Source organism: Flavobacterium sp. (assembly GCF_029945805.1).
GTDB lineage: Bacteria > Bacteroidota > Bacteroidia > Flavobacteriales > Flavobacteriaceae > Flavobacterium.
Genome location: NZ_JAQSDH010000042.1, coordinates 54230 through 66795, shown reverse-complemented (window position 1 = coordinate 66795; position 12566 = coordinate 54230). Strand labels below are relative to the sequence as shown.

The 12566-nt window shown below is 35.2% G+C and carries 11 protein-coding genes; 2 read left to right on the top strand and 9 right to left on the bottom strand.

Annotated features, from left to right (window positions below; translation table 11 throughout):
• Positions 1-3 precede the first annotated feature (3 nt).
• The 3 genes from PSU83_RS11055 to PSU83_RS11045 are packed head-to-tail and all read right to left on the bottom strand — an operon-like array spanning position 4 to position 3522.
• Positions 4-330 (bottom strand): hypothetical protein, encoded by a 327-nt coding sequence (locus PSU83_RS11055; protein ID WP_300589509.1) that lies wholly within the window; start codon positions 328-330, stop codon positions 4-6.
• On the bottom strand, positions 323-1579 hold the full coding sequence (locus PSU83_RS11050) for a dihydroorotase (protein ID WP_300589508.1): 1257 nt from the start codon (positions 1577-1579) through the stop codon (positions 323-325). The genes PSU83_RS11055 and PSU83_RS11050 overlap by 8 nt, the downstream gene beginning before the upstream one ends.
• Entirely contained in the window at positions 1576-3522 is a 1947-nt protein-coding gene (locus tag PSU83_RS11045; protein WP_300589507.1) for a BatA and WFA domain-containing protein, read from the bottom strand. The genes PSU83_RS11050 and PSU83_RS11045 overlap by 4 nt, the downstream gene beginning before the upstream one ends.
• Positions 3523-3832: 310 nt before the next feature.
• Between PSU83_RS11045 and PSU83_RS11040 the strand changes: the two genes are divergently transcribed.
• A complete protein-coding gene (locus PSU83_RS11040; RefSeq protein WP_300589506.1) occupies positions 3833-4936 on the top strand; it encodes a lactonase family protein in 1104 nt (367 codons plus the stop codon).
• Between the two features lie 118 nt (positions 4937-5054).
• Here PSU83_RS11040 and PSU83_RS11035 read toward each other — a convergent pair whose 3' ends face one another.
• Positions 5055-6398 (bottom strand): DEAD/DEAH box helicase, encoded by a 1344-nt coding sequence (locus tag PSU83_RS11035; RefSeq protein WP_300589505.1) that lies wholly within the window; start codon positions 6396-6398, stop codon positions 5055-5057.
• 273 nt (positions 6399-6671) lie between these two features.
• On the bottom strand, positions 6672-7148 hold the full coding sequence (locus tag PSU83_RS11030; RefSeq protein WP_300589504.1) for a Dps family protein: 477 nt from the start codon (positions 7146-7148) through the stop codon (positions 6672-6674).
• A 578-nt stretch (positions 7149-7726) separates the two neighbouring features.
• On the opposite strand from PSU83_RS11030, the gene trxB reads away from it, so the two are divergent.
• Positions 7727-8674: a thioredoxin-disulfide reductase gene (gene trxB / locus PSU83_RS11025; RefSeq protein ID WP_300589503.1), complete on the top strand. Its 948-nt coding sequence runs from the start codon at positions 7727-7729 to the stop codon at positions 8672-8674.
• 113 nt (positions 8675-8787) lie between these two features.
• On the opposite strand, the gene PSU83_RS11020 is transcribed toward trxB, so the two are convergent.
• The 4 genes from PSU83_RS11020 to PSU83_RS11005 form a co-directional block, all read right to left on the bottom strand.
• Positions 8788-9624: a DUF2807 domain-containing protein gene (locus tag PSU83_RS11020; RefSeq protein ID WP_300589502.1), complete on the bottom strand. Its 837-nt coding sequence runs from the start codon at positions 9622-9624 to the stop codon at positions 8788-8790.
• 75 nt (positions 9625-9699) lie between these two features.
• The gene (locus PSU83_RS11015) at positions 9700-10443 is read right to left on the bottom strand and encodes a head GIN domain-containing protein (protein WP_300589501.1); all 744 of its coding nucleotides are present in this window, start codon (positions 10441-10443) and stop codon (positions 9700-9702) included.
• A 5-nt stretch (positions 10444-10448) separates the two neighbouring features.
• On the bottom strand, positions 10449-12179 hold the full coding sequence (locus PSU83_RS11010; protein WP_300589500.1) for a PspC domain-containing protein: 1731 nt from the start codon (positions 12177-12179) through the stop codon (positions 10449-10451).
• Positions 12176-12517: a PadR family transcriptional regulator gene (locus PSU83_RS11005; protein WP_300589499.1), complete on the bottom strand. Its 342-nt coding sequence runs from the start codon at positions 12515-12517 to the stop codon at positions 12176-12178. The genes PSU83_RS11010 and PSU83_RS11005 overlap by 4 nt, the downstream gene beginning before the upstream one ends.
• Between the last annotated feature and the right edge of the window lie 49 nt (positions 12518-12566).

Sequence of the window (12566 nt, the reverse complement as noted above, 5' to 3'; positions counted from 1 at the left end):
AATTTAAACGCTTTTAAACCATTTCTGAAATAAATTCCCCAATAATGGTAAAGGGGTAGTTTCTCCTCTTGCTGCTGTGAAAATTCCATAAATAGTTAATATCGATATAAAAATCCACATAGGAGCTGCAATATTAATATTTTCAAAACTACTAATGGAAACTCCAAGAATAATGAAGGTTATCGTTAATCCCAAACCTTGACGGATGTGAAATGCTGCAAACGGATTCTTGTGTTCTGAATTCATCGAAAGCGCAATCAAAACGCCAATCAGCAAAATATAACTGGTAATGGCAATAGATTTTCCTTCGCTTATAGTCTGTTTATCCATTGATAACTAATTTTCCTTGATTGTAAATTCCGATTGCTTTCCCCTTCATTCTGTGTCCCAGAAAGGCTGAATTTTTTGATTTGGATAAAATACTTGCCTTGGTAAATATCCAATTTTGTTCTGTAGTAAATAAGGTAAATGAAGCTTTATTGTTTAATGCAATTATATGGTTTCCAATATTTAATAGTTCTTTACCAAAAGTTAACTTTTCAATTATTTTATCTAATGGTAACACGGTATTCAATACTCCAAAAGCACTTTCCAAACCTATAGTTCCATTCTTCGCCAAATCAAATTCCATTTTTTTATTTTCGATATCAATCGGATTATGATCGCTTGTAATGCAGTCAATCGTATCGTCTAAAACTGCAGCGATTAAAGCTTTTCTATCTTCGTCATTTCGCAAGGGCGGTGTAACTTTATATCTTGTATCAAAACCTTCGAGCTTCTCATCTGTCAAAATCAAATGATGTACCGCAACACTGCACGTAACCTTCAATCCTTTTGTTTTAGCTTCTTTGATTAATTCTATTGATTTTGCTGTGGAAACTGTTGGAATGTGCAATTTTCCACCAGTATATTCGAGTAAAAATAGGTTTCTCGCCACAATCAGCTCTTCGGCAAGATTCGGAATTCCTTTCAATCCCAATCGAGTAGAAACAATTCCCTCATTGGCAACACCATTTCCTTTAATATTTTCATCTTGCGAATAGGCGAGCACTAATCCTTCAAAATCCTGCGTGTATTGCAAAGCAATTTTCATCAAATTCGCATTGGGTAAACTCTTATTATAATCGCCAAAAGCAACTGCTCCAGCATTTTTCATATCATAAAGTTCCGCCATATCTTTTCCTTCACTGCCTTTGGTTAAAGCACCAATCGGAAACAATTCGGTAGCCGAGTTTGCGGCTTTTTGCTTTACAAAATGTACTTGCGATTGATTATCAATAATAGGATAGGAGTTGGGTTGTAACGCAATGCCCGTGAATCCACTTTTGGCAGCAACTTCCAATCCGTTGGCTATGGTTTCTCGATCTTCAAAACCGGGTTCGCCAAGTGAAACACTGGTATCAAACCAACCTTGTGAAAGATGTAAACCGTCGTGATGAAACTCTTCGTGCGTATCGATATTAAGCAGTGAAATGCCTATTTCCTCTATAATGCCGTTGGTTATTTTCACATCAACAATCTGATTATGAAAGTGACTTTTTGGGTCAAAAATCGTGGCTTTTCGGATAATTAGGTTCATTGTACAAATTTTTGAATGAGGAGTTCTAATACTAAAAAGATTAGCGCTAAAATTACAAACCATTTCCAGATTTGCGTATCGGTTCGGTCGGTTTGAATCGTATTGAATACGGTTTCGATATCTTCAATTTCCTTGAATTTATTCGCAATATCTGGATTTACTAATGCTAAATTACTTTCGGTTCTATTGTAATTAAAACTGATATTTTTTACCAAATTAACACCATTAAAGACACCAAAATTCCCTGCTTTTCCCGGATTATCATTGAAACTCATTTTGACTTTCGTATTCAATAACTGTTGCACCGGAATAAAACTTTCAGTTGAATTTTTTACAGTAAGTATTTCATCTTTTGATAAAACAGCGTCCACTACAAAAGGTTGGTTTGCACCAATCATAATAGCATTTACACCTGTTTTTTGAGTGTTCTGAGCCATATTGTAAAATGTTGGAACAATTAGTGGCGAGTTCTGAAAGTTGCTATTTCCTTTGTTTATTGGAGCCGCAAAAACATAAACCGATGATAAGGTATTGGGCAACGAAGTTAAAAACGGACTTTGATCGTCATACGTCAATATAGATGGATTTGCACTGCTCAAACCAAACGAATTCTTCGTCGATGGATATTGGAAGTTATCAATCTTCTTTTCGAATACAGAACTGAACAACGGATGATTGAAATTGATTTTGGTTATTTTCTTTTCAGCTTGCGTTACCGATTTAAATTGTAGCGCACCAAAGTTTCCTAAAAACGAATTCAGTGCTTCAGGATAACTTTCCTGATCTGGAATAAGGACCAAGTTTCCGCCTTTCAGTACAAAAGATTTCAGCGTAGTCTGCAATGCTTGTGGAATTTCCTTTAGTTCATTTACAACAATCGCATCTTGTTTCTCCAAAGAATTGTAATCTAAATTGGCAAGTGGAAAATTGTTGTAATTGAATTCGTCATTCGTATAAATTCGCCCAAGGAAATTACTCTTATCCGCAGCGCCAACGCTGATTACATTGGTTTTGGTTGGTTTTGAAATACTGAAATAATAGGTATTGTCGTAGTCCAAACCTTTATCGGTAATCGAAACATAACCATGAAAGTCTTCTTTAGGAATAGTAAATTTAATAGTTTGAATATTGCCATTGCCATTGCCATTGCCATTGAAATTGATATTGGTCTTCGCAGCAAGTTTGTTGTTATTGTACAATGCAATCGGAATATTTTTTAAATCCTCGCCATTCGCTGATAATTTTACACCAATTTCATAGAAACTATCCAACGTTTGCTGAATGTACACGCTATCAATGGAAATATTATCTTTTTGTTCTGCTTTCGGAATTATGAAAAAAACATTGTCTTCTTTTCTGAAACTCTTAGTCTGATTTTCTTCCAATCCAACAGCATCCGTTATTACGATAATATCTTTGTTGAAAGCCGATTTACGCGCATTTACTTTGGCAATCAAATTGTCTAATCGAAAGGGCGTCGCGCTGTAATTCAAATTTTGCAAATCTTTCTGAATCGATTTAATATCGGTATTCCAATACGTATCACTAGCCGTAATCAAAGAGAAATTCTGTACTTCCGGAGCATGTTCCAACAAATCCTGAATCGCGCGTTTTAGCAATTCGCCTTTTTTTCCTTTGGCCTGCATGCTATACGAATTGTCCAGAATAATGTACATTTCGTTCGTGTTCATTTTACTTTCCTTTGCTGCAAAAAACGGTTGAGCAAAAGCCAAAATCAGGAATGTAAGCAACATCAAACGGGTCATAAGCAACAGCCATTTCTTGATCGTAGAGCTTTTACGGGTTTGTACCGAAAGTTCTTTTAAGAATTGGACGTTCGTGAAATACTCTTTCTTGAAACGACGCAATTGAAACAAATGAACCAGAATTGGGATTACCAATAAGAAGAGGAAATAAAGGACTTCTGGGTGTTTGAACTGCATTTAATATAAAGTTTACCTCATGAGGTTTAATTATTACCGGGAATTCGATGAATCTTCGATTTGTCAAAAATAGTAAAAACTAGGGAGCTTTCAGTACTCATTTTTCAGATTTTTTGGATTCAAATTATTATAATAGCCGTTGGTAGTAATTATTATTGTGCAGTCATATAAATAAAAAATTGTCCCACTGAGTTTGTCGAAGTGCTATAAAAAAAAGGTATTCGAGTGGCTCAGACTGAAAATATGCTTTAAATTATAAAATGCTTATCCAATCGAAAACCTTATTTTTGTTTCTCTAAATGCCTTAAAAATGATAAAATACTCCGCCTTATTAACCGCTATTTTCTGCATTACAACGCAAGCTCAAGAAAACCACCACAATTTGGTTATCGGAACTTATACAAACTCGTGCGCGAGTGACGGAATGTATGTCTATGATTTTAATACGGATACCGCGGAAACATACTTAAAAGGGTCAACGAAAAGTATTGTGAATCCAAGTTTTTTGACTTTTTCGTTAGATAAAAAGTTTGTGTACAGTGTAAATGAAAACGGAAATGACAGTCAAGTAAGTGCTTTTCGATTTTATTCCGATAGTGGAAATCTACAGTTTTTAAACTCTAAAAGTTCGGAAGGAAATGACCCGTGTAACATTATTACAGATGAAAAGAATGTCTTTGTTGCCAATTATACTGGCGGAAACATTACGGTATTTGGTAAAAATGAAGACGGAACCGTTGGAAAATACAAACAAATAGTAAAGCACGAAGTTCAGACGGTTCATGCAAACAAATCCGAAGCTTCACAGATGCACATGCTACAGTTTTCAGCTGACAAAAAATATTTGATTTCTAGTGATTTAGGAAAAGATTATCTGTATGTGTACCGTTACAATCCTGAGGAAAAGTTGGATGTTTTAGCATTAAGTTATTTCTTAGAACTAAAGCCAGGAAGTGGTCCGAGACATTTTACCTTTAGTGAGGAATGTAAAATGATATACCTAATCAATGAATTCGATGGTTCGTTAGCGGTGCTTTCTTATACCAATGGTGAACTCAAGGTAATTCAGGAAACCACCATAGTCGATAGAAAGTTCAAAGGAAAAACCCGAGCGGCTGATATTAAAATGAGTGCTGATGGGAGATTTGTGTACGCTACCAATCGCGGAGACGCCAATACGATAAGTTGTTTTACAATTAAGGATAATGGAAAGCTGAAATTAGTTAGGACCACAAGCACATTAGGCAATGGCCCGCGCAATTTCACTATAGATCCTTCTGGGAAGTTTCTTTTGGTTGCACATCAATATAGCAATGAAGTAGTCATCTTTTCAAGAGATAAAACTACAGGAATGGTAACCGATTCAGGAAAAAGAATCGCCGTGTGCTCTCCAGTTTGCTTAGTTTTTGAATAAATTCTAACCCAATTATTTGCAATTTGTCACACTAAGCTTCGTCAACACAGGCGAAGCTCAGACTGGCATTTGTGGTTCTAATTGAATTCAGAATAAGTTGTAATCTAATATCTAACTTCTATTTCTTCTTTTTCTTCGCAGCTCTAGTTTTCAGAATGTTTCGGTTAACCGAACTCGATGTTTTCTTTTTGGTTTTAGATGGACCACCAAGGTTCACCTTCTGGTTTTTCTTAGATTTTTCATGATGCGAGGCGCCTCCTTCCAACTTATTCGTTTTCAGGATGACTTTCATTTTCTTTCTTTCTTTTTCGAATTCCAATAAACGAACAGCGACCTCAACAGTAGCAGGAATTGTGATCATCTTCAGTTCTTTCTCCATCAACATTTCGGCTTCAATCTGAATTTCACGTTCGTGAGGTGCAATTAAACTAATCGCAATACCCGATTTATCGGCACGACCTGTACGACCAATTCGGTGAATGTATTGTTCTGGAACTTCCGAAAACTCTACGTTGATAACGTGCGTAACATCGGATATATCTAAACCTCTAGCCATCACATCCGTAGTAACGATTCCTCTGATTTCGCCTGCTTGAAACGATGCCATAGTTTGCAAACGGTAATTCTGTGACTTGTTCGAGTGGATGATTCCGAATTGCTCCGGATAATGTTCTTCCAATTGTACCGCTAATAAATCGGCAGTCTTTTTATTGTTTACAAAAAGCAATACGCGCTCTAAAGATTCCTCTTTTAGTAATTCAACAATCAAATTTATTTTGGTCAAAAAGTTAGGCAAAAAATACCCCAACTGTTCTATTTTTTCTAAGGGTGTACCCGATTTTTCCAAAGTAACTTCTTCAGGAAAATCAAAGTAATCTTCTAGCATATCATCCACCTCATCGGTCATCGTTGCTGAGAATAAGATGTTCTGACGTTTGTTTTTCAACATCGATAGGATAGAAGTAATCTGCGTTCTAAAGCCTTGGTTCAGCATTTCATCAAACTCGTCAATCACCAGTTTCTGTAAGCTATCAAAACGAATGACATTGTCCAAAGCCAAATCCATTACACGTCCAGGAGTTCCTACCAGTACATCAATACCTTCATATACTGATTTCTTTTGAGTATTTATATTTACACCTCCATAAACGCCTAAAGTTCTAACCGACATGTAGGCTGTTAGTTTCTCTACTTCTGCAGCAATCTGAACCACTAATTCTCTTGTGGGTACAAGGATTACGATTCTTGGCGTATCGGTAGGTATAAACTTCCATTGTTTAAGTAAAGGCAACAAATAAGCAAAGGTTTTACCCGTACCCGTTTGTGCAATTCCCATCACGTCGCGACCGGACATAATCACTGAAAATGATTTCTCCTGAATTGGAGTAGGCGTAGTTAAGCCCAAGTCATCTATGGCTTTTTGTAATGATTTTGGAAGATTGAATTGCTCAAAAGTGCTCATTGGTAGTGTAATTTGCGGCAAAGATAGGCATTTCTATTTTAGGGTTTAGAGGATGAGGGAAAAGGGAAAAGTTAGAATTTAGATTTCAGAATTTAGAAAGTAAGGTTGGTTTTATATTAAATTAGATACACAAATGTCAGTCTGAGCTTGTTGTAGACCTTTTTTAAAGCAATTGTACGACGGTAGGGTGGTTTAAAACAACTAATCCTTTCATTCCTGAATTTAGGAATTATGAAAGGGTTTCTAATTTAATTACGTTGTAGAATCTATACCTTATTTACTCAAAAAAGAAGAATACATCCAAACCAGTTTTTCTTGCATTCTGATGTAATCACTCATTAAGGCGTTGGTTCCTTCATCATCTGCGTCGGCAGAAAGAGTTAACAACTCACGTTGCAATACAATGATCGTTTGAAATGAATTTAAGATGTTTTCAACTGCATGAATTCCGTCGCTTACCTGAATACTTTCTTTAACTGTAGACGTAGTTTTGTATTCAGAATAATTGTGTTTTGGAGTGTATCCTAATGTTAAGATCCGTTCAGCAACTTCATCTATTTTCAGAATCAAGTCGTTGTACAACTCTTCAAACTTTACATGAAGTTCAAAAAATTTCTCACCCTTTATGTTCCAATGATAGCCTCTTGTGTTTTGATAAAATATGGAATAGTTTGCCAAGAGTTCGTTCAATTTTTCTGCTAAATGTTTGGCTTTTGTAGTGTCAAGTCCGATTGCATTTATAGTGCCCATTTTAATTTAATTTACATGTTTTACATTACTTCTCTCAAAGGTACTCATTGTATTTTTCAATTAGGGTACTATTTATAACATTAGATTATAAACTTGATGTTTTATAGTTGGTAGCTAGCATTTACAATCAGTACGTAAGATCACTTCAAATTGATTCTAAGTAAATAATTTATAGAAAATTAGCCAACTACTATAATTTCTTAGTGAACTGATTGTGAACATTATGGTTGTTCGCAAAAGCACAATTAGGCGCGGAGCTTTTAACACAGATTTCGAAAAGAACCATACATTCTCTGATGTGTTTTACCTATCAATTAATACTATTTCAAAGATAAGTTTTTCATTCTTTTAACTTTAAGCAAACATATAAGCGGGACTGGAGGTCGTACGTAAATTACTGGTAGTGCTTCTAAAAAATAAAATACGGGTTTGTTAACGGAGTTACTGAGCAACGATATACGGTGTTTCAGGTTTTCAACAATAATATAATTTTATCCACAAATTGAATTTAGCGATTGGTTCAGAGATCTATTATAGATTGAAAAGTTTACATTTGCACCTTAAATAATTATCTAATCATGTCTGATACAATAGAAAAAATAAAATGCTTAATTATAGGGTCTGGCCCAGCAGGATATACCGCTGCAATTTATGCAGCAAGAGCTAATATGTTTCCGGTTTTGTACCAAGGAATGCAACCCGGTGGGCAATTAACCACAACCAATGAAGTAGAAAACTGGCCAGGAAATCCAGAAGGAATTACAGGTCCGCAGATGATGGTTGGATTAGAAGAACAATCAAAACGTTTCGGAACTGATGTTCGTGATGGTTGGGCAACCAAAGTTGATTTTTCAGGACCAATTCATAAAGTATGGATTAATGACACTAAAGAAATTCACTGTGAAACTGTAATCATTTCAACTGGAGCAACAGCAAAATATTTAGGATTACCATCTGAGCAGCATTACCTGAACATGGGTGGCGGTGTTTCGGCTTGTGCAGTTTGTGACGGATTTTTTTATAGAAATCAGGAAGTTGTCATTGTTGGAGCAGGGGATTCGGCTTGTGAAGAAGCGCATTATCTTTCAAAATTGTGTACGAAAGTAACTATGTTGGTTAGAAGTGAGAAATTTAGAGCTTCAAAAATTATGGAACAACGTGTTAGAAATACCGAAAACATTACTATTCTAATGAACTATGATACTGAAGAAGTTCTGGGCGACGGACAAGTTGTAACGGCTGTAAAAGCAAAAAACAAAACGACTGGAGAAATTATAGAGATACCGGCAACCGGTTTTTTTGTTGCCATTGGTCACAAGCCAAATACAGATATTTTTGCGGAGTACCTTACTTTAGATGAAACTGGTTATATTGTGAATATTTCAGGAACATCGAAAACAAATGTTGAAGGCGTTTTTGTTGGTGGCGATGCTGCTGATCATGTTTACAGACAGGCAATTACTGCTGCGGGAACAGGCTGTATGGCGGCTTTGGACGCTGAACGTTATTTGGCTTCGAAAGAGTAGTTGTAGAAGTAAGAAATTAGAATTTAGAACGCAGAAATTAGAATTTTGAAACTTGAAAACGTACTGAAAGTAGTAATCATAAAAAATCCCATCTCTTTAAGACGGGATTTTTTTTATTTTTTGACGGGTATTTTCTTGATCATGGCACTTTCTGCGAAGCGTTTGATTTCGATTTTGGGTTCGCCTGACAATTCTATTTCACTATTTCCAGAAGCATCAATTATGGCAGTGGTGCTTATGTTGATACTTGCTTTTGCGTAAGCGGTAACTTCTATCAAACCCGTTTTTGCAGTTAATTTTTTTCCAGTGAAATCGCAACTGTTATCAAGTCGTAATTTCAAATCATTTACATCACCTTCAATATCTGCGGAAGCTTTTTGGTACATATCAAATTTCATTTCAGTACTTGAAATTAAAGCTTTGACATACGCGCTTTTACTAATATCAACAGCTGTTTTTTCAGATTTCAGATTTAATTCTATTTTTGATTTATCATTTGCCATTAAGGTAAAGTTCTTGGTTTTGGCAGTCAAAAATAATTTGGCGTAATCATAACTTTTGAAAGTAACATTATCTAAAATCACATCAGATAATGCGGTTACATTGGTTTCATCCTTAGCAATAACCATATTAAGTTTATCCGTGTAGGTAACGCGAACACTTAGTTTTTTATAGCTCGACATATCTCTAGATGTTGAGATTCTAAGGTTTTTACCAGTAATTTTATATTCAACAAACTCAATAAGATTGTCATCGGCCTGAACTTCGAAGGCACATTCATCACCTTTTACCAAAAAAACTTCAAGATTATCTTCAACCTCAATACTTTCGAAGTTGCCAACTTCCTTCTGTTCCAATTTTACAATTTTGGAACCTTTTACTTTTTCTTTTTTCTGAGCGTATGTCAACAAAGAAATAAAAAGGAAACTTAGCGTAATTATTTTTTTCATTTATGGCGGGGACTAGTTAGTTTGTCAAAAATAGAAAAAAAAACATCCCAATTTTCATTGAGATGTTATATTAATTTAATCTTTTGAAACGCTTCCACCAGAACTTTCTTCTTTAGTTACTGTTTTCGGTGTACTATTATAATTTATAGAGCTGCCACTAGATGCTTTTCCAGTTAATTTAAGTATGGGATGTACCTCTATTGAGCTTCCACTTGATGCTTCTGCAACAACTTCGTTTACCAATAATTTTTTGGCTTCAATACTGCTTCCGCTAGAAGTGTCTGTGTTTAACATTAATGCTTTACCTTTTAGGATAATTGAACTTCCGCTAGTAGCTTTGGTTTTGATGTTGTCAAATTCAATGGTAACATCAGTTTCACTTCCACTGCTTGATCTTATGGTAAGGTCAGTGCCAGTAAAAACGTTTTTTGAGTTTACAGAAGCTCCGCTTGATGTTTCGATAGTTGTTAACGCTGGTAATTTTACATAAATAGTTTTAGCAGTGGCTTCATCAATATCTTCGTCTGATGTGACGAAAAGTGTACCGTTTTCAACTCGCGTGCTAATGTGTTCTTGTAAATTTTCATCGGCTTCCACTTCCACAAAATAATTGTTTGATTGTTCAAGTACAACTGCGAGTCCGCGACTAACATCGACTTTGGTAAAATTAGTTGCTACGTTTCTGGTTTGTTTTATAACAGTTCCGTTACCGTCGATTCCATTTCCTATATGTAAATCTCTAACGTTACATGAGCTAAATAATACTGCTACTATTGCTACTGTGATTACTTTGGTGCAAAATACTACGAACTTTACCATCCTATTTATTTTTTAATTATTACTCCGTTCTCGTCAACAACTAACTTTCCTTTTTTTGCTGGCGTTCCAGATTTAGTTTCGCTGACAACTTCTCCATTAATTTTAACCGTTACTTTATTTAAGCTATCAGTTTCAGTGGTTACGCTTACATTTTCCGTGTTGCCTTCGTCAGGATTATTTTCGTCATTTGGGCAATTTAAACATTTTAAATCTAAATTATCTACTTTATACTTGTAACCTTCTGGACCATAAAAATAATCAAAATCTGAATTAGATCCATCTAAATAATGCTCAACATTTGCATCTGGATAATAAACAATTCCGTTTGGCAAGTATAAATAAATATCCACTCTCTGATTGCGAAGCTTGTTTTTAGTATCGGTTAGGAAGTAATTATCTAAAATTAATTCGTTACCAACAATTTTAAAATTGTATTTCACTTTTTCAGCTCTTTCATTGGCTTCAGCAAATGATTTGCCGTTAGCTCTTCTTTCAATTTGGATGAAGGGAACCAGCTTATCGGTTCTTTTTAAATGGATTCCAACATTTGTAGAATAGATTATGGCGTTACCAGCTGAATCCTGCATAATACGGATATCGTCTCTGTCGTTAACGCTTTTTGAATAATAATCATTGTATTTAAATTTCACTTTCAAAGTGTCAGTAGCAGTAATGTTAAACGATTCTTTTTGAACTGTTTTTCCAGAATAGGCCATTTGGTTGAATTCATTTATACCCAATGAAATTAATATTCCAACCGCAATAATCCAAATGGCTAACAAGCTGTATTTTGCGATGTTTCCAATTAATTTTAAATTGGTTATCAATAATTTTAGTCCCAAAATAAGAATGAAGAATAACGGGATTCCAGCAGCTAGTATGAATAAGATTCCTTGTATCCAAAGAGGCGTTTCCAATCCAAGTGGCGTACTTATGAATTCTACAATTTTATTTTCGGGCATTGATGAAGAGAAAATCATAACTACAGAAGTTACGCAAACTCCAAGCAGCGCTATGGTTGAAAATAGTACGATAAAGGCGCCTAAAACTTTTGCAAAAGCGCCGAATATTTTTATTAACGCATCACCAATTCCGTTACCAACCCGTTCCGCACCGTTTTTTACCTGACTGTAGTCTGCATTTTTCAGCCTATTACTCACGGTGTCAAATTCTTCTCTAACTTTCTTTTCGATGTTTGAAATGGTTACTGGTTCACCAGTCATTTCCAATTTTTCAGAAGTAGTGATTGCTTTTGGCATAGCTATCCAAAGTACCAAGTAAGCTATTATTCCAGCGCCACCAGCCCAAATTAAAAGGATAAATGCAATTTTAATCCAAACAGAATCGATTCCGAAATAGTGTCCTAATCCGGTACAAACACCAGCAATGGTTCCTCTATCTTTATCTCTGTATAATTTTCTAGATTTTGTATATGAATTAAGTGATGCGGTAGCATTATCATCTGAATCGTCATCAATTCTGTAATCTTCGGGTTGACCCATCACTACAATTACTTCATCTACATCTTTGCTGTTGATCACGTGTTTGTCGCTTTTTTGTTTTTCTGCTAACAATTCCGCTACACGCATTTCAATATCTTTCATGATTTCATCTTTACCAGATGAGTTTGAAAGAGAACGTTTTATTGCCTCGAAATATCGGGTAAGTTTTTGGAATGCATCTTCATCGATATGAAAAAATAATCCTCCTATATTAATATTTACTGTTTTGTTCATGATTTCGTTGGTTTGTTAATTGTGATGATGTTTACAGCATCCGAAAGTTCAGTCCAGGTACTATTTAATTCAGTTAAAAATGTTTTTCCTAATTCGGTCAACCCATAATATTTTCTTGGTGGGCCTGAAGTTGATTCTTCCCAACGGTAGTTGAGTAAACCGTCATTTTTTAATCTTGTTAATAGCGGATAAACGGTTCCCTCTACCACAAGTAATTTAGCGCTTTTCAAGGTGTCTAGTATTTCGGAAGTGTATGCTTCTTTATCTTTTAAAACAGACAAGATACAAAACTCTAAAACACCTTTACGCATCTGGGCTTTTGTGTTTTCAATGTTCATAATACATGATTTAATTTTTTTTGATTACTACTGCGTTTTTTGATTTTGT